Origin of the sequence: Archaeoglobus sulfaticallidus PM70-1 (genome assembly GCF_000385565.1) — an archaeon.
Classification (GTDB): domain Archaea; phylum Halobacteriota; class Archaeoglobi; order Archaeoglobales; family Archaeoglobaceae; genus Archaeoglobus_A; species Archaeoglobus_A sulfaticallidus.
This window is the reverse complement of sequence record NC_021169.1, coordinates 1,456,829-1,479,265: the sequence shown is the minus strand read 5'-3', so window position 1 is coordinate 1,479,265 and position 22,437 is coordinate 1,456,829. Positions and strand designations below refer to the sequence as shown.

Here is a 22,437-nt window from a genome sequence, read left to right as displayed (position 1 = left end):
AAGCAAAAGCAATAAAACCTTAAAAATTTAATGTGATTTGATGGAATATTCGGCCATAAGTCTCCCTTTACATTACGGAAAAGCTCCCTACTGGCTGCTTAACAGAATGAAGAAGCTGTCAAAGCAGATCATAGAGATAATAATCAACGAATTTGGGGAGAAAGAGTTCTTCGAAAGGATATCCAACCCTATTTTCTTTCAATCCTTCTCGAATGTTCTCGGATTCGACTGGAATTCCTCAGGAGCTACGACCGTAATGACAGGCGTGCTGAAATCCGTTTTAAACTCCAGCGAAGAGATCGCAATAAGAGTTGCCGGAGGAAAGGGTCTGAACGCGAGGCAAACTCCAGAACACATAATGAAGCTCGGCAGCTTTCTCGATGAATCGGAAATTGATTTGCTGATTGCCAACAGCAGATTATCTGCAAGAATCGATAACAACGCGTTACAGGATGGATACGATCTCTACCACCACGCGATCATATTCTCTGAAAACTACTGGACGGTTATACAGCAGGGAATGAACGAAAAGCTGAGGACCGCGAGAAGGTACCATTTCAAACCCAGAAAGTTTGAGAGGATTGAGGTTGAATCCCAGAAGGAGATTATCTCAGATAGAAAGGAAAATGAGATAATCAATTTAACCTCAAAGCATAGCAGGGAAAATAGAAAAACGATCCTTGACATCATCAGAGATTCCAGATCTCTGAAGAGGGATATCGAGTTCATTTCCATAAAGCAGATCAGGGGGCAGAAAACGATTGATGGAAGAATAATAGAGTATGCTGTGCCGAGAAAGGTGAACTGGAAGGCTATTGAAGTTGCTTACAGCTTGCAGCCAGATAACTTTGAGGATCTGCTTCTGATAGAGGGAATGGGGAAGGGAACCATAAGGGCTCTTGCCCTGATAGCAGATCTCATATACAACTCAGAGTATGACAGGCAGGATCCTGCCAAGTACTCATTCGCTGTTGGTGGAAAGGATGGTGTGCCGTTTCCCGTTGATCTGAAGGTGTACGACGAGTGTATAAGCTTTCTCGATACCGTTGTGCAGCAGCTAACACTTGACAGCTTTGAAAAAAGGAGTATTGAAAAGAGAATTGCCAAGTTAAGACCAGATGAATTAATTACCTGATACCATAATATCCCATGCAGGGTTCAGTTCCTGTGAAAGATTAAAAATTTATTGAAGTACAATATTGATGGGGAGGTAAACCATGGAGCTATCAAGAACGGCTGAGGTTGTTTTGAGAAAGAGGTATTTGTTGAAAGATGAGCACGGAAATGTGATTGAAACCCCAGAGGAGATGTGCTGGAGGGTGGCAAGAGCCATTGCAAAGGCAGAGGAGAACTACAACGGAGACTCTGAAAAATGGGCTAAGAGGTTTTTTGAGATAATTTACAATCAGCAGTTCATGCCTAACTCTCCTACGCTCATGAACGCCGGAACAAGCCTCCACCAGCTTTCTGCATGCTTCGTCATTCCAGTGGATGACAGCATCGAAGGGATATTCAAGGCTCTAGCAGATATGGCCAAGGTTCAGAAGAGCGGTGGAGGGACGGGATTCAGCTTTTCGAGGCTGAGGCCCAAGGGAGATATCGTAAAATCCACAATGGGAGTTGCCAGCGGTCCGGTTAGCTTCATGAAAATCTTTGATTCGGCTACTGAGCAGATAAAGCAGGGTGGAAGGAGAAGGGGGGCGAACATGGGAATACTGAATGTTCACCATCCAGACATAGAGGAGTTCATAACGGCGAAGAGAGAAGAGGGAGTTTTGAGAAACTTCAACATAAGTGTTGCTGTAACGGACAAGTTCATGAAGGCTGTTATTGAAGACAAGGAATACGAGCAAATCAACCCCAGAACCAAAGAGGTCGTGAGGAGAGTTCCCGCAAGAAAGATATTCGACATGATCATTGATGGAGCGTGGAGGAACGGCGAACCTGGGATGGTTTTCATAGATGCTGTTAATAAATTCAATCCAACCCCGCATATTGGTGAGATCGAGTCCACAAACCCATGTGGTGAGCAGCCGCTTTTGCCATACGAGAGCTGCAATCTTGGAAGTATAAATCTTGCTAAATTTGTTAAAGATGGAGATATTGACTGGGATTCGTTGAAAGAGATTGTGCACATTGCTGTTAGATTTCTGGACGATGTAATAGATGTTAACGATTATCCAATCCCGGAAATAGAGGAAATGACGAAAGGTAACAGAAAGATTGGGCTGGGCGTGATGGGCTGGGCCGACATGCTTTTCATGCTGGGCATACCCTACGATAGTAGAGAAGCTCTCGAGCTTGCTGAGAGGGTTATGAGCTTCATACAGGAGGAAAGTCATAAAGCCTCTCAAGATCTCGCAGAAGAGAGGGGAGTTTTCCCGAACTGGAAGGAGAGCGTCTGGGAGAAGAGAGGGATAAGGATCAGAAATGCTACCACGACAACCATAGCTCCCACTGGAACGATAAGCATAATAGCTGGATGCTCAAGCGGGATAGAACCCGTGTTTGCTCTAGCATATAAGAGAATGAACATACTCGATGGCGAGGAGTTCTTCGAGATAAATCCTGTTCTTGAAAGAACTTTAAGAGAGAATGGCCTATACAGCGATGAAATCCTATCGAAGATAGTGGAAAACGGAACGCTTGAAGGAGTGGATGAAATTCCGGAGAGCATGAAGAGAGTCTTCAAATGTGCACTGGAGATTTCTCCAGAGTGGCATGTTAGGATGCAGGCTGCATTTCAGAAGTACACTGATAACGCTGTAAGCAAAACGATCAACCTTCCTAACTCTGCAACAAGGAAGGATGTTGAGAGGGCATTTCTGCTCGCATATGAGCTTGGATGCAAGGGGATAACTGTTTACAGAGATGGAAGCAGAGAGGAACAGGTTTTGAGCATTAAAAAGAAAGAAAAGAAAGATGAAGCTGAGAAAGTGCACATAAAGAAGCCAGTATCACTTATAGAACCAAGGCCGAGACCGAAAGTTACTATTGGGAGAACAATTGAAACTAAAACCGGTTGCGGGTCGCTGTATGTGACGATAAATGAAGATGAGCACGGAATAGCGGAGGTGTTCGTTCAGCTTGGCAAGAGTGGAGGGTGTGCAGCATCGCAGACTGAGGCGATAGGCAGACTGATATCCATTGCTTTGAGAAGCTGGGTGAGTCCAGAAGCGATCATAAGGCAACTCAAGGGAATAAGGTGTCCATCCATTGGCTTTGAGGAGAATGAGATAATCACCTCATGTGCCGATGGAGTTGCAAAGATCCTCGAGAGGTACCTCAAGGGGGATTACAGAAAAATAAGGGTGGATCTGGAAGGTATAAAACCACTAACAGAGTTCGAAAAGAAATCAACCAAAATCACAGGAGATGCCTGTCCTGACTGTGGAGGGGTTCTCGAATACAGTGAGGGTTGCATGACATGCAAGGGTTGTGGATATACAAAGTGTGGCTGACTGGGTGTGACTGAGAATTACGATATATTTAACTACCCACATATTTTTTGAGATGTCATGGAAAGCTCCAAGCTCATAGGCATTGCCAGGGAAATAATCTCAACTCTCGTTATTGTAGGTATTATTGTAGGTGCTGGAATACTTATAACAGGTACTTGGCCTTTCATGGTCGCTATCGAGTCTGGCAGCATGGAACCTCATATGCATGTTGGTGATGTCGTGATACTCATGAGCCCGGACAGGGTTGGTATAACAACCTATGTGGAGGGTGTTGAAAAGAACTACAAAGCCTTTGGAGACTATGGAGATGTTATAGTTTATCACCCAAATGGGGACAGGAGCAAAACTCCTGTAATACACAGGGTTATAGCCTATGTGGAGAAAGGTGAACATATTCCCGTCAAGATTGGGAATAAGTTATACTTGTCGAAGTATGTTGCCGATCATTCGGGGTATGTTACGCAGGGGGATCACAACAACGCTCCAGATCAGCCGATCATCTCATCACCAGTCAAGAAAGAGTGGATTGTTGGAGTTGCAAAACTCAGGATACCCCTCATAGGATACATAAGGCTGATTTTCAGCTAAGGTGGTACATTGATTGAGTATCTGGTTGCCGTTATAGCCGGATTTGCCCTTGGGGTTTTTATTGAGAAGCGTGAGAGCAAAATTAGCAAGGATTTTATCTCAAAGGCTTTAACGGTCTGCCTCTTCCTGCTCATATTCTTTCTCGGCTACGATATTGGAAGCTCACTTAATGTGGAGGAAATGAGCAGGGTGGGGAAGCTCTCAGTCGTTTTTGCGATCACAACTATGTTCTTCAGCTATGCGATCTCTAAAGTTTTGTTGAGGTATGTCTGACCTAGAGGTGAAGTTGTGTTCGTTGCGGTGATACTTCTCATACTCGCATCCGGCATTACTACAGGATATGTTAGAGAGTATATCATGCCCGAGAGTATCTACACAACCATCGATTTTTTCTCATCCGAGATAGTGCAGATCGTTCTGATAGCCTTTATCTTCCTGATTGGTCTGGATATGGGACTTATGGAATCGAGGATGGAAAAGATAAAGAGATCCTGGAAATTAGGTGGCTTGGTTGCGGTTGGAACAGTAACAGGATCGCTTATTGCTGGACTGGTTATTCACCTTATTTTAAAAGTACCTCTGAGTATAGCTCTGTCTGTCTGTGCCGGGATGGGGTGGTATTCCCTCACAGGACCATTTCTGAGCAAAACCCTTGGAGCTTTTGCCGGAGCTCTGGGATTTGGTGCCAATTTTTTGAGGGAGGTTCTAACCTTCATATCCTATCCAAAGTTCAGGGATAAAACCTCAGCCATATCTATTGGAGGAGCAACAACCATGGACACAACCCTGCCATTAATAGCGAAGTTCTCGGATTCCGAGAGGGCCTTAATAGCGTTCATACATGGATTTTTCATTACGATCATAGTTCCGGTTCTGCTCTCAATTCTCGTTGAGGTTCTTTAGTTGTTGCTAAAGCGAATCGATATAGCTAAATAGCTATCCGAACAATTCAGCCGAGTGAGCAGGAGAGCCTTGTTCGGAATCTCTCTGTCGGCTTTCATAGTCATGCTTGGAATGGGGATAATAACCCCGTTACTGCCAATTTTCGCTCAGGATCTTGGAGCAAGTGGGATATGGATTGGGGTGATCTTTTCAGCCTATTCTTTCTCCAGATTGGTGTTTCTGCCAATAAGCGGTATGCTGAGCGACAGGTATGGAAGAAGAAGAACCATACTGCTTGGACTTTTCCTTTATTCTTCTGTAACCTTCCTGTACATCCTGTCGAAAACTCCCGAACAGCTATCATTCGTTAGGATGCTGCACGGCATAACCTCAGCAATGATAATTCCCGTAGCGATGGCATCAGTTGGGGATATTTCAATAAAGGGAAAAGAGGGATTCTTCATCGGGAAGTTCAATCAATCTCTGTTCCTCGGAATGGCTTCGGGGCCCATAGTGGGTGGTGTTTTAAATGACATTCTTGGAATGAAGCTCACATTCATGTCCTTAAGCTTTTTTGGGTTCTTTACACTCCTTGTGGTTTTCATAAGCTTTCCTGAAACTGTTACAACAAGAAAAGAGAAAAAGCCAGTCTTCAGAAATTCAAAGCTCTGGATAGCCTTTATTTTCAGGTTTATAAACTCAATGGGGAGAGGGAGCATTTTGAGCTTTCTCCCAATCTACCTCGGTTTTCTAAACTATAGCACAACAGTAATAGGCTCGCTTGTGTCCCTCAATCTTTTCATCTCCGCATTGATCCAGCCATCTTTTGGGAGATTATCAGACAGGGTAGGGGTCAGATATCCGGTAATCATGTCCGCTTTAGCTGGAGCAGGTATTCTTTTTGCACTTCCAAGAGTTAGCTCTCTCGACAGCCTTATCTTTTTGAGCGTATTGCTTGGAATTACGAGCGCGATGAGCATTCCTGCAGTAGGAGCGATAGTGGCAGTAGAGGGCAAGAAAGGCGGGATGGGTCAGCTGATGGGTATTCTGTCCGCATCGAAAAGCCTTGGCAGGGTTGTCGGCCCGGTGGTATCCGGAGTTATCTTCGATGTTTTTGGCGGTGGGATATATGGGGTTAGAATGGCATTTACCCTTGCATCGCTGCTCTCGGTGAGTTCAGCGATAATATTCTGGATTGGTTATAAGGACTAAAGCTTATCCACAATTGCCAAATACTGTTTTCAGGATTACATAGTATAGATCTAAAAAACATCGTCTGTTAAGTTAAATCCATTTAGCGTTTATCTGGTTTATAGTAAAAATGAAGGATTAATGGGTCAACCAAAAATAGGAAAAAGAAAGGTAAATTGATTGGATTAAGTATTGATGATTAAATTCCCTGATAGACTAAAGTCCAACAAGCTTTTCAAGCTCCTCCAGATCCTTTTCAGCTTTCTTGATCTCTTCCCGTTTCTTTTTAACGAGTTCTGAAACAATATCCTTTATATCGTATGTCAGCTTGTAGCTTTTGAGCGGTCTTCCCTTGCCTTTTTTCTTAAGCTCTCTCTCTTTTATCCATCCCCACTCTTTAAGCTCCTTCATTGCGAGACTTACCTCTGGTTGCCTCAGATTCGCTGCCCTTTCAATGTCTCTGGAGATAGCTTCACCAGTTTTAGAGAGGAATACAACCACTTTAGCAATATTCCTGTTTAATCCTGCCTCTGAAAGAAGTTTAACTATTTTTTCTTCCTTTTCGGTAAGCTCTTCAACCATTAGTTACACCTCTTTATTGTTTAGCTGAAGTTATACTAATAACAATATAAATATTTTTCCATTAACGGATTTATTTAAATATCCTTAATCCTTTAGATCCTAAAACCAGCTGGAAATCGAGAGTTTTCCCGAAATTATCTTTTTTCTAAATGAATCTAATTAAAATAATATCCCTTCTTTCGAAAGCAGTTGATTGACATAGATTATGAATTAAAATAATTAACAGCATAAACAGTAACAAAATAAATATGTAAAACAGAATGATACTAATGTAGCTTCAAATACATCTTGTAGAACTCGTCGAAAAGTCTTCTCGCACCCTTGAGCAGAAACTCATGGTACTCTTTCATCCTCTTGCAGTCCTGTGATAGTTTGCTCGAGATCATGTATATATCTCTCTCATCGTAGAAGTCCTTTATCGGCTTTATTGTGACCATTCCGGTTTCATAGGCTTTGGATGCAGCAATCATAGATGTTATTGCAACTCCAAGGTTGTTGGCAACGCTGTTGATCTTCAGGAAGAAATCTCCCACAACGAGAGATGGTTTGACATCATATCCGCTCATTTTCAGAGCTTTCCTCGTGCTTGAGGTTATTCCATAGTCATCTGTCAGAAAGATCATTGGATAGTTCACAACCTCCTCGAGTGTAACCTCATCAGCCTTAGCAAGGGGATGGTTTCTAGAAACGATCAAAACTAACCAGTCTTTTCCGATTTTTTCTATCAGGAATTTGCTGTCATCTACATCATCGCTGTAATCCCCAACTATCGTGAAATCCACCTCACCCCTATTGAGGAGTTTTAAACACTCGTGAGCACCTCTTAAAACAATTTCAACCTGCAATGATGGATACTTTGCCTTGAGCAGGGTTTGAAGTTGAAAGACAATGTTCAAACCAACCATTCCAGATGCTATGGTTATTTTATCCTCTCTCAAGCTAGCAATTAGCTTTTTAGCCTCTTCAATCAACCCGAGAACCGTTTCCATATTTTTCATCGCTATGATTCCCTCTTCTGTGAGAGTCACACCACTCACTTTCCTGTTCAGCAGTTTTGCACCGTAGAATTCTTCAAGAGAATTGATCTGAAAACTGATTGAACTTATGGACATTCCAAGCTCTTTTGCGGCGGATTTGAGACTTCCTTTCTCGACTACTTTCAGGAAAGTTTTCATGAAGTCGAGTCTCATTACTCTGAAATGACAGATCGTTTATTTAAATTTTTAGATACCTGTTTCAGATTTATTATACTGTTCAGGAATCTTGATGATGATGTATGTGAGAGTCAACTTTGCCGCAGAGAGCAATATTGGAGAAATACAGATTATTATATTCAGGCCACAATGTTGTTGAAGAAATTAAAATCTCAATGAGTACAGGTGAACAATCAGAACGATAAGGATTTAAATATGAACCATGCGGCCGCCGGGATTTGAACCCGGGCTAGAGGCTCGGGAAGCCCCTGTCCTGCCACTAGACTACGACCGCTCTATAACCTACTCAATTTTTATGTTTATTAAGATTATGGTTATGGCTGTTGGTTATTGATTACAGATGCGACCACCAAACCTTCAGAAACCACAAAAGATAAAAGTTAAAATCCAGTCTCCATTTTCATGAGAACAATTTACTGGGAAAACTGCATAAAGATGATAGACCAGACAAAACTTCCTGACGAGCTTGAAATTCTCGAGATCAGAAATGTTGATGATCTCGTTTCTGCGATCAAAAGACTATCGATAAGAGGTGCTCCAGCACTTGAGGCTGCTGGAGGATATGGAGTTGCTCTGGCTTGCATAGAGAGGGAGTTCGATAGTTTTGAAGATTTTCTGAAATATGTCTCCGAAAGAGCAAGTTCTCTCGCAAATGCCAGACCAACTGCGGTAAACCTCTCTGTTGGGGTTGAAAGAGTATTGAGAAAGGTCAAGGCCGCCAGTAGCATTGAAGAAGCAAGGAAACTGGCAGTTCAGGAGGCTGAAAAAATTGCTGAAGAGGATGTTTTCAGGAATAGGCTCATGGGCAGCTTTGGTGCAAAGCTCATTGAGGATGGAGATAGTATTCTTACAATCTGTAATACTGGAAGCTTAGCAACAGTGGAGTGGGGTACAGCCTTGGGGGTTATCAGAAGTGCAAAGCTCGAGGGCAAGAACATCAGGGTTTTTGCCTGTGAAACGAGACCGCTCAATCAGGGATCAAGGCTGACCACATGGGAGCTGATAAACGATGGCATCGATGTCACGCTGATAACTGACAGTATGGCTGGAATAGTAATGCAGAAAGGAATGGTTGACAAGGTGATAGTTGGAGCTGACAGGATAGTCAGTGATGGTGTTTTCAACAAAATCGGAACCTATACTCTTGCTGTCCTGGCAAAAGAGCATGGCATACCTTTCTTCGTCGCCGCACCTCTTACAACATTCGACTGGGAGAAGAAGATGGACGATGTTGTTATCGAGGAGAGGGATGCTGATGAGCTCAGATACTGTCATGTCAAATGCAAAAACTGCAGGATCGCTCCTGAAAATGTGAAAGTCTATAACCCAGCATTCGATTCTACTCCACTGAGCTATGTTTCAGCTTTGATAACAGAGAAAGGTGTGATCTTCCCACCCTATGATGAGAGCGTTCCAAAAGTCCTGAAAAGCAAAGAATTTATCAATCGATGAAATCAATTGATTACAATGGAGACCCTGATGGAGCTTGCAAGAAACTCAAAGCATCCGGAATGGTTGAAAGAAGTCGCCAGAGATGAGAGGGTCGATCTCGACTTTCTGCTGAAGCTTATTGCCAAAGGTGAGGTAGTAGTCCCAAGAAATATTCGGAGAGAGAATTCCAGGCCAAAAGCAATAGGGAGGTTCATGAAGACCAAGGTAAACGCGAATGTTGGAACCTCCGATGACTATGTAAACGAGGGCGAAGAGGTTAAAAAGGCTGTTATTGCAGAAAAATATGGGGCAGATGCGATAATGGATCTATCCACCGGAGGCGATCTGGACAGGATAAGGAAGAAGATACTGGATGCTATAAGCGTTCCCTTCGGCACAGTGCCAATATATCAGGCGGCGAGGAGTTGCAGGAAAGTTGTTGATATGGATGAAGATGATTTCTTCGGAGTCGTTGAGAAGCAAGCAAGAGATGGCGTTGATTTTATGACTATCCATGCTGGAGTAAACTGGAACAGCGTAGAGAGGTTGAAGAGGAGTAAAAGGTTGCTCGGAGTTGTTAGCAGGGGTGGGGCAATAACGATCGGTTGGATGCTCCACAACCAGAAGGAGAATCCATATTACGAGAATTTCGATTACCTGCTTGAAATCCTGAAGGAATACGATGTCACGATAAGCCTTGGCGATGCATTTCGCCCGGGATGCATTCACGATGCCAGCGATAGAGTCAAGTTTACCGAATTCATTCTGCTTGGCGAGCTTGTGGAGAAGTGCAGAGAGGCCGGAGTTCAGTCGATGGTTGAGGGCCCGGGACATGTTCCACTGGATGAGATCGAGACTTCTGTCAGGGCCATGAAGCATGTAACAAAAAATGCTCCGCTCTATCTACTCGGGCCTCTGGTTACAGACATCTCTGCCGGATACGATCACATCTCCTCTGCCATAGGTGCTGCAATTGCCGGGATGCATGGGGCAGACTTCATATGCTATGTTACTCCCTCGGAGCATCTTGCATTACCCACAGTGGAGGATGTAAGAGAGGGAGTTATAGCTGCAAAGATAGCAGCCCATGCAGTGGATCTCGTCAAGGATGGACAGAGGGAGCATGCTAGAAAGAGGGATTACGAGATGTCCCTTGCAAGAAAGAATCTTGACTGGGAGAAACAGTTCGAGTTGTCCATAGACCCTGAAAAAGCCAGGGCTGTATGGGAAAGAAGAAAGTCGAAAAGCGATGCATGTTCGATGTGTGGGGAGCTGTGTGCGATAAAGATAGTAAAGAACGCTTTTGACAGTTAGCCATCATTAACCTTTAATAATGTTAAATCCTGGAAATATCAAAGCTTTTATATTTTACAGCCCAACAGCTAATCAATGGAGACTCTGGAGAAGTTTCAATACGATTTGAAGAAAAATCTTTCTCGTGTATCTTTTGATTATCACGAGAGGAAGGTTTACTCTCACGATATTTCCGTCCTTCCTGAGTATATTGAGAAGATTGCCTGCAGGGATGCTGAGGCGATCGTGCAACCTCAAAGCGTTGAGGAGGTTCTGGAGATATTGAAGCTCAGCAAGAAGTACTCGAAGCCCATAGTGCCGAGAGGTTCTGCAACCTCTGGCTATGGTGGGGTCATCCCGTATTTTGGCGGAATAGTGGTTGATTTTTCAAGGATGTATAAATTTGAGATAAATGAGGATGAGAAAACTTTCATCGCTGAACCCGGAGCAGTCTGGTGGGATGTTGAGAAGAGAGCCAACAAAAAAGGGTTGAGTCTGAGAGTTTATCCTACCAGCGCGTTATCCTCCACCGTTGGTGGATGGATCGCTCAGGGAGGAGTAGGAATAGGCAGCATGATGTTTGGAGGTATCAAAGACTGTGTGGAGCGTTTGCAGGTTGCCGATTTCAATGGGCTGAGGTTTGTTGAAGAGAATGAGCTCAAGTACTATGTGGGCATGGAGGGAACCACAGGGCTTATAACCTCTGCAAAACTTAGGCTGATGGAATATAAAGAGAAGATCCCGGTTGGTCTTGAGATTAAAGACTTCAATGATATAAAACGGCTAAACGCATATTCTGCCGTATTCTTCAGTTCAGGTTATATTAGAATGATAAACGAGGCTGAAGGTTCAGACTACGAAGAAAAGGATGTTTTAATCGCTGTATTCTTAGACAGGGCTGAAGTAAATGGTTTTGATGCGAAAGATTTCTGGGAAGAGAGGTTTTATCCGATGAGGGTTAAGAGAAAGTGGCCGTCAATTGTTATGACCGAGATCCTGATGCCCTTAGAAAACCTTGAAAATTATTGCAAGATTATCGGCAAGGAGCTGAAGGGCAGAGATTTCGGAATCCAGATACACTTCTGCAAAGAGGGTGGCAGAATACTCGGAAATGTGATCATCATTCTCGCAAGCGATGAAAACGATAGAAGGTTTACCAAGGACTGGAGAAAGTCTATGAAGTTGCTTAAAATGGGGTTGAAGCTCTCAGGAAAGCCTTATTCGACTGGAATGTTTCTTTCTCATCTGAGCAAGAAGTATCTGAAGGATTACGAAGAGTTGCTAAGGTTTAAGAAGAGTGTGGATCCAGACAACCTTTTAAATCCCGGAAAGATATTCCCTGCCGGTAAACTGCCCAGAATCATGAAGCTGGCAGAAATTTTTGCATAGGTGTCCTAAATGATGGACAGCAGGATTGACAGCAAGATTATCAACGAAGTTTTGGCATGTGCGCAATGCAATTACTGCAGGGTGTGCCCGGCATATCAGATCGATGGATGGGAGAGCGTTTCTCCAAGGGGAAAACTCTATTTGATGAAGGCATTTCTGAAAAATAAACTGGAGATGAACACGAACGTTTTGAAGGATTTTTTCAAGTGCACAACCTGTGGGTTATGCGAGAATGTCTGCCAGACAGATATACCGCTGCTAAAGCTCTGGGAAGAAATGAGAACAAACATTGTTGAGCTAAGAGAGCCGCTACCAGCTCACAGAAAATTTGGAGAGAAGATACTGGCATACGGAAATCCCTATGGCGAGGATAACTCTCTTAGGGAGTGGTTGAATGAAAAACTTGAAGGAAACAGCAGTACAATTTTCTTCGCTGGATGCACAGCTAGCTTCAAGGAGAGAAGCATTGCTGAAGGTAGTGTCAGGCTTCTGAACCATTTTGACATTGAGTTTTCACATCTTGGCAGAGATGAGCTCTGCTGCGGATCCACCCTTTTCAGAACGGGGCAGAGAAAAGCTGGAGAAAAGATGTTCGAGAAGAATCTGAAGATCTTTGAAAAGATGGGCGTGGAAAGAATAATCACCTCATGCGCAGGATGTTTCAGAACCTTTTCGATAGACTACAGAAAAATCGCTGAGGAAAAAAGGGTTGATTATGACATAGAGGTCTACCACATAACCCAGATCCTCAGAGATGTCATGGATAACAATGTTATTGGTGAACTCGATAGCATTCATGAGGTGGTCACCTATCATGACCCATGCCACCTCGGCAGGCACAGTGGTGTATATGATGAGCCAAGGGAGATAATAAAAGCTATTGGCTTTGAACTGGTAGAAATGGAACATAGCAGAGAGAATTCTATGTGCTGCGGTGCAGGAGGGGGTCTGAGGGCACAGTTTAAGGATTTGTCAATAAACATAGCCAGAATGAGGCTGAAGGAAGCTATTGATACCGGAGCAAAATATCTGATAACCTCGTGCCCGTTCTGCAAGAGGCATTTACGCAGTTCAAACTCGTTCGAGATTGAGGTATTCGACATCGTGGAGATTCTGTCACAAATTATGTTCCAAAATCCAGATTGATCAAGATAGTTTTTTATATTACTCGTATCTGGCATAATTATGGAATTCAGATCGCTGATAGTCACCGATCAGGAAAGCTATGTCTACCGGGAGCTCGAGGAGGTTTTGATGTCTCTGGATTTTGAGGTTGAGTTTACATCCATGCTAAGCTCAGACCTCTCATGGATCAGCAAATCTGAGTTCAAATATGATGTTTTCTTTCTGCTTAAGGAACCTGAAAACGAGGAGATCCCGGCTGTTTCAAGCCTGTCAAAAATAAAGGTCATGCTCGTTAAACCCTCTCCTGATTCCCTTCTGAAAAAGTCAAAGAAATCCGTTCACTGGTTGAACAGCAAGGGTATCGTTATGGAGGACTACTTTGAGGTAAAGGGCGAGGGTGAGAGACTGATCATATCGGCAAGCTCCATGCTTTCCAAGACATATTTCAAAGATGTTGAAAAGATATGTTGTCTGAATGCCTATCACCTCGATGGGGATGGATGGGATGTCGTAATTCATGGAGATAGAAACACGAAAGCATACCTTGAAGGCCTGATAACAAAAGCTGGAAGGGATGTCAGGCTGGCGATCCGGAAGGACAACCTGATGGTCTTCTCCTGCGATATATTCTCAAATGAAGCGATGAAATATGGTGATAACGCCAGGTTTATTGAGAATGTCCTCGAAATCATGCTTAAAGGTGCGGTTGTTCTCGAGTGATAGAAAAACTTCAGGTCTGGAAAAGTTTTGAGCATTTCTTTGAACAATTTTTAAATATTGCCCCATTGATCTTTGCATATGACAGATCTTGAAACCCTGAAAAAAGAAGTTTTTGACTATCTGAGAAAAGGATTACCTCTGATGGCTCTTGAGAGAATTCAAAAGTCTGCACCAGAAGGAATCAGAGATGTTGCTGAAAAGTTACTGCAGGAGCCCGTAGCAGTCAAAGAACTGGATGGAGAATGGAGAGATATACTCACGCTCATCTATTTCACACACTTTTCCCTTATAACCAGCGATCTGATGAGCAGAGAGGGTTTGGCCTCATGGTCTGTAGCATCACTGAACTCTGCTAAACTCGCAAGAAAATTTGGGCTGAAAGAGCTTGAGGCCATAACGCTGTCGAATTCGGCAAAGGCGCTATCGATGATGAACATGGCTGATAGAGCGGAGAGGGCTTATGCCGAGGCAGACAGAATATTCAGAGAGCTTGAAATGACAGATGAGATACTCAGAGGTTTTGTTTCCAACCTGAACGACTTCGGATCATTCTGCATAGAGCATGAGAGGTTTGATGAAGCTGAAAAGTACCTCATGGAGGCACACGACCTCGTAAACAAAAATAGGGAGCTGTTTTCAGATGATATGCTCGCCCACATACTCAGCAATCTTGGATCCCTGAAAACTGAGCAGAAAAAGTTTGATGAGGCTATGGAGTTCTACTCAAAGGCTGAAGAGATTTTCAGGAAGGTTGTTGAGAAAGACAAGAGCAAGGAAATAGACCTTGCCATAGTCCTCAGCAACTTTGGTGCAATGTACAGAGAGATGAAAGATTTTTCCAAAGCTGAAGAGAAGTTTAATGAAGCAAAAGAAATCTTCGAAGAGCTTGCCAAGAGAAATCTGTTCTACAGAAGCTATCTTGGTGATGCGCTAACGAACCTCGGTATCATATACAAAAAAACAGGGAGGCTGAAAGAGGCTGAAGAGGCATTTTTAAAGGATCTGGAGATAAAGAAAGACCTCATGGAGAGAAACCCAGCTTACTTGAAGAGCTACGCCCACAGCCTGGACAACATAGCAGACTTCTACAAAGAAGTAGGCAATGAGAAGAAAGCCAGAAAGTACAAGGAGGAAGCTAACAGAATCTACGAAGGGCTTATGAGAAAAGAGAAAGGTTCTGCGAGCTAATTTTTATCATTTTTTCGGAATATATTTAAATATCTTGCAGTAATATATACTGCAATGAGCAGTATCACATTCCTCGAATTTTCGGAATTTTGCGATGAGCTTGAAAAGATCTCATCAACCATAGAGCTATCTTCAAAAATTGCAAACTTTCTCAGGAACATAGAAAGTGATGACGACATATACAACATCGCTTTGTTCCTTACCGGGAGGATATATCCTCCTTGGGATGAAAGAGAGGTTGGAATTGGAGTTGGGCTGGTATATGAGGCTCTAAGGCTGACAACAGGTCTGAAAAAGAGAGAAATAGAAGAAATAGTTAAAGAAACAGGTGACCTGGGTTTGGCCTCTGAAAAAGTTCTTTCTAGAAAGCTCCAGACGATTCTGTTCAGAGAGGAGCTTACGATAGCATATCTCAGAGAGGTTTTCGATGCGATGAGTTCACTGAAAGGTGAAAAGAGTCAGAAGAAGAAGGTAAGAATGCTCATGGATCTGTTCTCCTCAGCCTCACCTATCGAGGCGAAGTATATAACGAGATTGCTTCTCGGTGAGATGAGGCTCGGTGTTGGCGAAGGAATACTGAGAGATGCCATAGCCAAAGCGTTCAATCTGAGTGCGGATATTGTCGAGAGAGCCTACATGATTACGAACGATTTCGGGAAGGTTGCTGTTACAGCGAAAAAGGAGGGAGAAGAGGGACTCAAAAGGCTGAAGATCAAACCACACATTCCGATAAGGATGATGCTCGCACAGGTGGCGGAGAGTGTTGAGTCTGCAGTTATGGAAATGGGTAGGGTTGCTGTAGAATGGAAGTTCGATGGAACCAGGGTTCAGATACACTATGCCGATGGAAGGATAACAATATACTCCAGAAGGCTTGAGAATGTAACCAAAGCCTTACCCGATGTCGTCGAAATGGTCAAAAAGAGTGTTAAGAGTGGAGTTATTCTGGATGGAGAGGCCATAGCGATCAAAGATGGAAAACCGCTCCCATTCCAGAATATACTCAGAAGGTTCAGGAGAAAGCACAGGATCAGCCAGGCAGTAGAAAAGATACCCATAACAGTTCAGGTTTTCGATATCCTTTACTGTGATAACGAAATCTACAGCGGAGAGACGATAGATCTGCCCTTGCATGAAAGGAGGAAGATTCTGGAGAATGTTGTTAAAGATGATGGCAACGGCCTAAAACTGGCAAGGCAGGAAATAACCTCTGATGTCAGAAGGGTTCATGAGATCTTCGACGAAGCAATAGCTGCAGGGCATGAAGGGGTTATGCTAAAAAGACCTGATTCTTTATACATACCCGGAAAGAGAGGTAAGAACTGGCTCAAGATAAAGGAGGTCATGGAAACCCTCGATCTGGTTGTTGTCGCTGGGGAGTGGGGAGAAGGAAAGAGGAGTCACTTCATAAGCTCCTTCGAGCTTGCGTGTGTTGCTGAAAATGGGGATTTGCTTCCGGTAGGAAAGGTTGCTACTGGATTCACAGAAGACGATCTGGAAGAGCTGACAGAGCTGTTCAAAAACGAAATAGAGTATGAAGAGGGTAAGAAGGTTGTTTTCAAACCAAAGTATGTTTTTGAGGTTGCATATCAGGAGATACAGAAGAGTCCAAAGTACGAGAGCGGATATGCTTTGAGATTTCCGAGGTTCGTTCGTCTGAGAGAGGACAAGGACATAAGCGAGGCAGATACCATTGAGAGGGTTGGTAGGCTATATGAATCACAGTTCGGGATGAAGGGTGCAAGATGATGTGACAAGATGGTATGAAGCACAGAATAGAGGCAAACAACTTCATCGAACTTTTAGAACTCAATCTCAAGCCAAAAAAATGCGTTGAAATCGAATCCAGCGAGGCTATTGTTGTGGGAGACATTCACGCTGATGTCGAAACCCTGAGAGAGATAATCTCAAAGGATGCTAAATGCTACATATTCTTGGGGGATTACGCAGACAGAGGGGAGTATCCTGTAGAAACTTACTTCGAGATACTCAGGCTGATGAACGAGAGCTATGTTGTGATGCTGAGGGGTAATCACGAGAGCGGAAATGTTTACCCTCATGATCTTCCATACCATATCAAGAGCTACTTCGGCGAGTTCGCGGAGGAGATCTTGGAGAAAATTTCAGAGCTATGGAGCAAGCTTCCGGTTTGTGCTTGCAGAGAGGACTACTTTTTCGTACATGGTGGAATACCAACTATGGGCAGAAAGTATTTCGAAGAATTCTCCGAGGAGATGATAAAAAACCCTGACGATGATGCTGTTATGGAGATGCTCTGGAACGATCCATGGGAGAAAGACGAAAATGGTCTGAACTATCAGCGAGGTCGGTACTACTTCTTTGGTATGAGAACAACCAGAGCCTTTCTCGATCAGCTGGAGTTCAAAGTAATAGTTCGGGGCCACGAGCCGTTCAAGATTCTGAGGGCAGAGCAAAAGGGTATGGTCGTTACTGTCGGCTCATCGAAGCTGTACCCCAATGCTGCGTACCTCGAGATTGACTTTATGGAAAGCATAGATGATGGATTCGATGTTGTCAGGAAATTTGGGAGACATGTCTATTTATTTCCATAATTAAACATTTACTTAATCGAAAATTTTTTTAGCATTCGAGAAAAACAGTAATTGGTGGGTTAAAAATGTGCGAATCGAAAGTTGCTATTTTAAAGGATGGCAAAGAAGAGATAATTATGGAAGATGTCGTGAGAATCGAGGTTGAAGGAGACACGGTAAAGTTATTCGGTCTCCTTGGCGAGATGACGGAAGTTAAAGGAAAGATAAAATTAATGGACATGAAGAACCACAAAATCCTGCTGGAGGGGTAAAATGGCTGTTAAGGTTGCAGTAAATGGTTACGGAACGATAGGCAAGAGGGTTGCAGATGCGATTAGCCTTCAGAAGGACATGGAAGTTGTAGGCGTAACGAAAACGAAACCCGATTTCGATGCGAAAATGGCGATAAAGAAGGGATACAGGCTGTACGCTGCAATCCCGGACAGGGTTAAGGTCTTTGAGTCTGCGGGTTTGGAGGTTGAAGGCACGATTGAGGATTTGCTGAAAGAGGTTGACATAGTCGTTGACTGCTCACCAAACAAAATTGGGGCTGAGAACAAGAAGCTTTACGAGAAGCTTGGAGTCAAGGCAATATTTCAGGGTGGAGAGAAGAAGGATGTTGCTGAAGTGTCATTCAACGCGATAGCGAACTATGAGGAGGCCGTGGGCAAGCAGTTTGTGAGGGTTGTCAGCTGCAACACAACTGGCCTTACAAGGCTGATTTACACGATAAAGAAGAACTTTCCAATAAAGAAAGTCAGAGCAACGATGATAAGGAGAGTAGTTGATCCAAAGGAGGATAAGAAGGGTCTTGTGAATGGAATACAACCAAATCCGATCAAGCTTCCATCCCACCACGGCCCGGATGTGCAGTCGATTCTGCCGGATGTAAACATAATCACCGCAGCATTTAAGGTCCCAACAACTATCATGCATGTCCACTCTGTAGCAATAGAGATGGAGAAAGATATTAGCGAAGAAGATATCAAAAGCGCATTTGCAGAGGAGCCGAGAATCATGTTATTCAACTCTGAAGATGGTTTTACATCCACAGCCAAAATAATCGAGTTTGCAAGGGATCTCAGACTCAGATACGATCTGTACGAGAATGCAGTCTGGGAGGATTCTATAGGAGTTGTGGATGGAGAAGTCTATGTCACACAGGCTATAAACCAGGAATCGATTGTCATTCCGGAGAACATAGATGCGATAAGGGCTATGCTTGAACTGATGGATAAAGAGGAGAGCATTAAAGAGACTAACAGGACGCTAAAAATTGGAGTTTTGGATTAACTAACCTCTATTTTTTTATTTAACAAATTTTAAGCGAACAGGTGGTACTTTTGGATACTCCGAAAGCTCCAAGAGATCCAACCATAATGGATCTTGAATTGCTGAAAGAGTTTATCGACTTTTTACCATTTTATGTCATTCTCGTTGATGAAGAACACAGAATCTTGCTCGTAAATACTGCATTCGAGCAGGAATTCAACTTAAGGCTGGAGGAGGCCAGAGGAAAATTCTGTCCTCAACTTATACATGGTGTTGAGAGGTTTCCCGGATGTCCCCTTGATGAGGCTTTGAAGTGTAACTGCCCGAGTGTAGCGGAGCTTTTCGATGATAGATCCGAAAAATGGGTTAAATCTGCTGTTTACCCCACAAACTACATTTACAACGGCAAAAGGATTTTCATACACTTTACATGGGACATAACTGACAAAAAGAAAGCAGAACTGGATCTGGAGAGGTCAAGAAAGCTGTACATGTTAATATTCGAGAACACCGGGAATGCTACGATTTTAGTAGAGGGAGACAGAATTGTTCTCGCCAACAAAAAATTTGTAGAGCTTTCAGGATATTCCAAAGAGGAAATTGAGGGTAAGCTCGAGTGGAGACTTTTCGTCCACAAAGATGATCTGGACAAAATGGAGAAGTTCAACAGGCTCAGATACGAAAACCCTAAGGAGGCACCAAGAGAGTTCGAAATAAAATTCGTCGATAGAAAGGGCAGAATCAGGCATGTTCTAGTTAGTGCTGGATCGATTTCCAAAAAGGATCCTTCAACAATCGTGCTTTCCCTAACTGACCTGACGGAAAGAAAGATTCTCGAGGAGCAGAAAGATGAGGCATATAAAATAATAGATCAAAACATCGAGGAATTCGCCATTCTGGTTGATCACATCAGAAATCCGCTTGCAATAATTCAGGGAATTGCAGAGATGAGGCTAGAGGGAATGGAAAGAGACATAATCCTGAAACAGATCGACAGAATAGAGTCCATCGTCAGGAGACTTGATGAGGGTTGGATACAGTCGGAAAAAATCCGAAAGTATCTGAGAGAAAGTTAAGTTCTTGTCTGTTAGGTTTGTTAGGTTTAAGATTTAAAAATCGGTAAAAAAGAAGATATGCTGCATAGGTTACAAACATTCCTCTAAAGCATCAACGGCAAAATCGATTTCATCTTTTGTTATAACGAGCGGTGGAGCGAACCTGATTGTGGTATCCGATGTGTTGTTGGCTACTACTCCTTTTTCCAAGAGTTTGCTCACAAGAGCTTTTGCATCACCCACATCGAATCCAATCAGCAATCCCTTCCCTCTAGCTTCAAAACCAAGTTCAGCAAGCCTCTTCCTGAAATACCCTCCCATATCCCTAGAATTCTCTGCAAGATTCTCTTTCTGCATGATCTCGATTGTTGCGAGCGATGCCGTGCATGCGAGGGGATTTCCGCCGAAAGTTGAACCATGTTCTGAGATCTCGATCTTATTTGCGACCTCATTGGTTACTGCAACCCCACCTATCGGAAAGCCTGATGCCATGGCCTTTGCCATCGTCATTATGTCCGGACTGCAGCCAAAATGATCCTTGGCAAACCACTCTCCAGTTCTGCAGAACCCTGTCTGAACCTCATCGAAGATAACAAGGTAGCCATACCTCTCTTTCTCTTCAAAAACCGCATCCATGAACTCCTTAGATACCTCATAGACTCCAGCCTCTCCCTGTATGGGTTCAAGTATGACTGCGCATATGTCGGCATTAACCCTGCCCAGAAAGTCATCCACATCGTTGAACTTGCAGAACTCCACCTCCTGAATCAACGGTTCAAATGGCTTTCTGAACTTCTCCTTCCATGTTATGGATAAAGCACCCATCGTTCTGCCGTGGAATGAGTTTTCCAGTGCTAGAAACTTTTTCTTCCCTGTAACCTTCCTCGCTATTTTCAGTGCAGCTTCAACAGCCTCGGTTCCGGAGTTGCAGAAGAAGAACTTATCAAATCCACTAATTTCTTTGAGTTTCTCGGCAAGCCGGATCTGGGGTTCGGTGTAGAAAAGGTTGGATACATGCATAAGCTCTCTCATCTGCTCATAAACCCTTGAGATAAACTCGGGATGGCTATGTCCTATCGACACACATGCTATCCCAGCTATTAAATCCAGATACTTTTTTCCGTTAAAGTCGTAGAGCCAGCACCCCTTACCCCTTTTGAATGTAACGGGCAACCTTTTAAAAAAAGGGATCATCAGTTCGCTCTCTTTTTCAAACAGCTCATTTTCGGACATATGTCCCAGAAACAGTAATGGAAAATAAAAATTTGATGGTGCAAAAAGATTTAAGCAGAACTGACTGCTTGCGTGCATGGAGGGTTGCTGTGCAAGTGGAGATAAGAGCTTTGCAAAGGTGAGATGGGTAAAGGGAAGGCAGTTTGTTGGTATTTCGAGAGAGCATGCAGTTGTTTTGGATCAGAGAGTCCATGAAAAAGGCGAAAATACGGGATTCAAGCCGACGGAACTGCTTCTGATCTCTGTTGCGGGGTGTCTTGGAACAACGATTGTATCGATGTGCGAGAGTAAAGGGGTTGATGTTAAGGGACTTGAGATAGATATCGAGTTCGATAGGGGAGATGATGGCATATGGGAGGCAAAGATTAAGGTTGGCTTAGATGGAGTTAACGAGGATGTGAAGGAAGAAATAGTCAAGAGTGCAGATCATCTGTGCAAGATCTCCAACATTCTGAGAGATGGTTGCAGGATATTCGTTGAGCATTGAATAACTGAAAACCCCCCAAACCCACTTCAAAAACCATACTCTCCAAAAAGTGGGACGAACCTAACAGCCCCCCACACCTTCGTTTTTATCTCATCATTCTTTTCAACAACTATAAGCTCCTGCATGTAATTTCCAACCGGGATTACAAGCTTTCCACCCTTCTTAAGCTGATCTATGAGTGGTTCTGGGATTTTTGGAGCTGAAGCTGTCGCATATATTCTGTCATACGGTGCTTCAGCTTCATATCCCTTGCTACCGTCGCCAACTATCACCACAACATTATCATATCCCAGTGAGGACAGGGTCTGCTTCGCATGCTCTGCCAGCTCAGGAACTCTTTCGATCGTTATTACCTTCCCGCTCTTGCCGACTATCTCGGCAACAATTGCAGAGTGATATCCCCTGCCAGTGCCTATTTCTAGAACTTTATGCCCTTCACGCAAATCTAAGAGTTCGCACATGATCGCAACCATGTGGGGTGCACTTATCGTCTGCCCCTTCCCTATTGGCAGAGGGGTATCCAAGTACGCTGAATCCCTGTAGTTGTACGGAACGAAGAGGTGTCTGGGGACTTTTAGCATTGCATTATATACTCTATCGCTCAGGTTGAGTTCCTCCTTCAGCCTGTCAGCCATCTTTTTTCTTTTCTCAAATTCGGTGTCTTCCATTATGTTGAGTTTGTATTTTATGGTTTATAAATCATTTGAAATATTCTGGTATGTTAAATTATGCAATCATCAAATTATAATTAAATTATTATGTTTTTATATGTTA

General features: G+C 43.4%; 22 protein-coding genes and 1 tRNA gene. 18 read left to right on the top strand and 5 right to left on the bottom strand.

The window, feature by feature from the left end; all coding sequences use genetic code 11:
- Window positions 1-40: 40 nt before the first annotated feature.
- The 6 genes from ASULF_RS08040 to ASULF_RS08015 all read left to right on the top strand — a co-directional run bounded on the left by ASULF_RS08040 (window position 41) and on the right by ASULF_RS08015 (window position 6,143).
- Window positions 41-1,135, top strand: a complete 1,095-nt coding sequence (locus ASULF_RS08040) for a DUF763 domain-containing protein (RefSeq protein ID WP_015591223.1) — start codon at window positions 41-43, stop codon at window positions 1,133-1,135.
- Between the two features lie 82 nt (window positions 1,136-1,217).
- Window positions 1,218-3,461 carry a vitamin B12-dependent ribonucleotide reductase gene (locus ASULF_RS08035; protein WP_015591222.1) on the top strand — a complete coding sequence of 748 codons (2,244 nt, stop codon included), beginning with the start codon at window positions 1,218-1,220 and terminating at the stop codon, window positions 3,459-3,461.
- A 57-nt stretch (window positions 3,462-3,518) separates the two neighbouring features.
- Complete coding sequence (locus ASULF_RS08030) at window positions 3,519-4,049, top strand: signal peptidase I (RefSeq protein WP_015591221.1); 531 nt, start codon at window positions 3,519-3,521, stop codon at window positions 4,047-4,049.
- Window positions 4,050-4,058: 9 nt separating this feature from the next.
- A complete protein-coding gene (locus tag ASULF_RS08025; protein WP_015591220.1) occupies window positions 4,059-4,322 on the top strand; it encodes a LysO family transporter in 264 nt (87 codons plus the stop codon).
- A 15-nt stretch (window positions 4,323-4,337) separates the two neighbouring features.
- A complete protein-coding gene (locus tag ASULF_RS08020) occupies window positions 4,338-4,952 on the top strand; it encodes a lysine exporter LysO family protein (protein ID WP_015591219.1) in 615 nt (204 codons plus the stop codon).
- Between the two features lie 69 nt (window positions 4,953-5,021).
- Window positions 5,022-6,143 (top strand): MFS transporter, encoded by a 1,122-nt coding sequence (locus ASULF_RS08015; RefSeq protein WP_236609673.1) that lies wholly within the window; start codon window positions 5,022-5,024, stop codon window positions 6,141-6,143.
- A 195-nt stretch (window positions 6,144-6,338) separates the two neighbouring features.
- Here ASULF_RS08015 and ASULF_RS08010 read toward each other — a convergent pair whose 3' ends face one another.
- The 3 genes from ASULF_RS08010 to ASULF_RS08000 all read right to left on the bottom strand — a co-directional run bounded on the left by ASULF_RS08010 (window position 6,339) and on the right by ASULF_RS08000 (window position 8,192).
- The gene (locus ASULF_RS08010; protein ID WP_015591217.1) at window positions 6,339-6,704 is read right to left on the bottom strand and encodes a transcriptional regulator; all 366 of its coding nucleotides are present in this window, start codon (window positions 6,702-6,704) and stop codon (window positions 6,339-6,341) included.
- Between the two features lie 266 nt (window positions 6,705-6,970).
- Window positions 6,971-7,894 carry a LysR family transcriptional regulator gene (locus ASULF_RS08005; protein WP_015591216.1) on the bottom strand — a complete coding sequence of 308 codons (924 nt, stop codon included), beginning with the start codon at window positions 7,892-7,894 and terminating at the stop codon, window positions 6,971-6,973.
- Between the two features lie 227 nt (window positions 7,895-8,121).
- A tRNA-Gly gene (locus ASULF_RS08000) sits at window positions 8,122-8,192 on the bottom strand.
- Between the two features lie 128 nt (window positions 8,193-8,320).
- On the opposite strand from ASULF_RS08000, the gene ASULF_RS07995 reads away from it, so the two are divergent.
- The 11 genes from ASULF_RS07995 to ASULF_RS07945 all read left to right on the top strand — a co-directional run bounded on the left by ASULF_RS07995 (window position 8,321) and on the right by ASULF_RS07945 (window position 19,964).
- Window positions 8,321-9,370 (top strand): S-methyl-5-thioribose-1-phosphate isomerase, encoded by a 1,050-nt coding sequence (locus ASULF_RS07995; RefSeq protein ID WP_015591215.1) that lies wholly within the window; start codon window positions 8,321-8,323, stop codon window positions 9,368-9,370.
- Between the two features lie 15 nt (window positions 9,371-9,385).
- Window positions 9,386-10,663 (top strand): phosphomethylpyrimidine synthase, encoded by a 1,278-nt coding sequence (thiC, locus tag ASULF_RS07990; protein WP_015591214.1) that lies wholly within the window; start codon window positions 9,386-9,388, stop codon window positions 10,661-10,663.
- A gap of 75 nt (window positions 10,664-10,738) precedes the next feature.
- Window positions 10,739-12,031, top strand: a complete 1,293-nt coding sequence (locus tag ASULF_RS07985) for an FAD-binding oxidoreductase (RefSeq protein WP_015591213.1) — start codon at window positions 10,739-10,741, stop codon at window positions 12,029-12,031.
- 9 nt (window positions 12,032-12,040) lie between these two features.
- The gene (locus ASULF_RS07980; protein WP_015591212.1) at window positions 12,041-13,177 is read left to right on the top strand and encodes a (Fe-S)-binding protein; all 1,137 of its coding nucleotides are present in this window, start codon (window positions 12,041-12,043) and stop codon (window positions 13,175-13,177) included.
- A gap of 39 nt (window positions 13,178-13,216) precedes the next feature.
- A complete protein-coding gene (locus tag ASULF_RS07975) occupies window positions 13,217-13,876 on the top strand; it encodes a hypothetical protein (RefSeq protein ID WP_015591211.1) in 660 nt (219 codons plus the stop codon).
- Window positions 13,877-13,954: 78 nt separating this feature from the next.
- The gene (locus ASULF_RS07970) at window positions 13,955-15,064 is read left to right on the top strand and encodes a tetratricopeptide repeat protein (RefSeq protein WP_015591210.1); all 1,110 of its coding nucleotides are present in this window, start codon (window positions 13,955-13,957) and stop codon (window positions 15,062-15,064) included.
- Window positions 15,065-15,118: 54 nt separating this feature from the next.
- Window positions 15,119-16,813, top strand: coding sequence for an ATP-dependent DNA ligase (locus ASULF_RS07965; RefSeq protein WP_015591209.1), 1,695 nt, complete (start codon window positions 15,119-15,121; stop codon window positions 16,811-16,813).
- A 14-nt stretch (window positions 16,814-16,827) separates the two neighbouring features.
- The gene (locus ASULF_RS07960) at window positions 16,828-17,637 is read left to right on the top strand and encodes a metallophosphoesterase family protein (protein WP_015591208.1); all 810 of its coding nucleotides are present in this window, start codon (window positions 16,828-16,830) and stop codon (window positions 17,635-17,637) included.
- A 65-nt stretch (window positions 17,638-17,702) separates the two neighbouring features.
- The gene (locus ASULF_RS07955) at window positions 17,703-17,888 is read left to right on the top strand and encodes a CooT family nickel-binding protein (RefSeq protein ID WP_015591207.1); all 186 of its coding nucleotides are present in this window, start codon (window positions 17,703-17,705) and stop codon (window positions 17,886-17,888) included.
- A 1-nt stretch (window position 17,889) separates the two neighbouring features.
- Complete coding sequence (locus tag ASULF_RS07950; RefSeq protein ID WP_015591206.1) at window positions 17,890-18,909, top strand: type II glyceraldehyde-3-phosphate dehydrogenase; 1,020 nt, start codon at window positions 17,890-17,892, stop codon at window positions 18,907-18,909.
- A 41-nt stretch (window positions 18,910-18,950) separates the two neighbouring features.
- Window positions 18,951-19,964: a PAS domain S-box protein gene (locus ASULF_RS07945; RefSeq protein WP_144060526.1), complete on the top strand. Its 1,014-nt coding sequence runs from the start codon at window positions 18,951-18,953 to the stop codon at window positions 19,962-19,964.
- A 69-nt stretch (window positions 19,965-20,033) separates the two neighbouring features.
- Here the strand turns inward: ASULF_RS07945 and ASULF_RS07940 are convergent, their stop codons facing one another.
- Window positions 20,034-21,176, bottom strand: a complete 1,143-nt coding sequence (locus ASULF_RS07940; RefSeq protein ID WP_015591204.1) for an aspartate aminotransferase family protein — start codon at window positions 21,174-21,176, stop codon at window positions 20,034-20,036.
- Between the two features lie 76 nt (window positions 21,177-21,252).
- Between ASULF_RS07940 and ASULF_RS11395 the strand changes: the two genes are divergently transcribed.
- Entirely contained in the window at window positions 21,253-21,663 is a 411-nt protein-coding gene (locus tag ASULF_RS11395; RefSeq protein ID WP_015591203.1) for an OsmC family protein, read from the top strand.
- A gap of 26 nt (window positions 21,664-21,689) precedes the next feature.
- Here the strand turns inward: ASULF_RS11395 and ASULF_RS07930 are convergent, their stop codons facing one another.
- Entirely contained in the window at window positions 21,690-22,331 is a 642-nt protein-coding gene (locus ASULF_RS07930) for a protein-L-isoaspartate O-methyltransferase (protein ID WP_015591202.1), read from the bottom strand.
- Window positions 22,332-22,437 lie beyond the last annotated feature (106 nt).

Coding starts and splice junctions, on each gene's coding strand:
- ASULF_RS07940 (WP_015591204.1), bottom strand. CDS start 21,176: ATGTCCGAAAATGAGCTGTTTGAAAAAGAGAGCGAACTGATGATCCCT.
- ASULF_RS08010 (WP_015591217.1), bottom strand. CDS start 6,704: ATGGTTGAAGAGCTTACCGAAAAGGAAGAAAAAATAGTTAAACTTCTT.
- ASULF_RS07995 (WP_015591215.1), top strand. CDS start 8,321: ATGAGAACAATTTACTGGGAAAACTGCATAAAGATGATAGACCAGACA.
- ASULF_RS08035 (WP_015591222.1), top strand. CDS start 1,218: ATGGAGCTATCAAGAACGGCTGAGGTTGTTTTGAGAAAGAGGTATTTG.
- thiC (WP_015591214.1), top strand. CDS start 9,386: ATGGAGACCCTGATGGAGCTTGCAAGAAACTCAAAGCATCCGGAATGG.
- ASULF_RS07975 (WP_015591211.1), top strand. CDS start 13,217: ATGGAATTCAGATCGCTGATAGTCACCGATCAGGAAAGCTATGTCTAC.
- ASULF_RS07930 (WP_015591202.1), bottom strand. CDS start 22,331: ATGGAAGACACCGAATTTGAGAAAAGAAAAAAGATGGCTGACAGGCTG.
- ASULF_RS08040 (WP_015591223.1), top strand. CDS start 41: ATGGAATATTCGGCCATAAGTCTCCCTTTACATTACGGAAAAGCTCCC.
- ASULF_RS08030 (WP_015591221.1), top strand. CDS start 3,519: ATGGAAAGCTCCAAGCTCATAGGCATTGCCAGGGAAATAATCTCAACT.
- ASULF_RS07985 (WP_015591213.1), top strand. CDS start 10,739: ATGGAGACTCTGGAGAAGTTTCAATACGATTTGAAGAAAAATCTTTCT.
- ASULF_RS08005 (WP_015591216.1), bottom strand. CDS start 7,894: ATGAGACTCGACTTCATGAAAACTTTCCTGAAAGTAGTCGAGAAAGGA.
- ASULF_RS07950 (WP_015591206.1), top strand. CDS start 17,890: ATGGCTGTTAAGGTTGCAGTAAATGGTTACGGAACGATAGGCAAGAGG.
- ASULF_RS07980 (WP_015591212.1), top strand. CDS start 12,041: ATGATGGACAGCAGGATTGACAGCAAGATTATCAACGAAGTTTTGGCA.
- ASULF_RS11395 (WP_015591203.1), top strand. CDS start 21,253: ATGGAGGGTTGCTGTGCAAGTGGAGATAAGAGCTTTGCAAAGGTGAGA.
- ASULF_RS07970 (WP_015591210.1), top strand. CDS start 13,955: ATGACAGATCTTGAAACCCTGAAAAAAGAAGTTTTTGACTATCTGAGA.
- ASULF_RS07965 (WP_015591209.1), top strand. CDS start 15,119: ATGAGCAGTATCACATTCCTCGAATTTTCGGAATTTTGCGATGAGCTT.
- ASULF_RS07955 (WP_015591207.1), top strand. CDS start 17,703: ATGTGCGAATCGAAAGTTGCTATTTTAAAGGATGGCAAAGAAGAGATA.
- ASULF_RS07960 (WP_015591208.1), top strand. CDS start 16,828: ATGAAGCACAGAATAGAGGCAAACAACTTCATCGAACTTTTAGAACTC.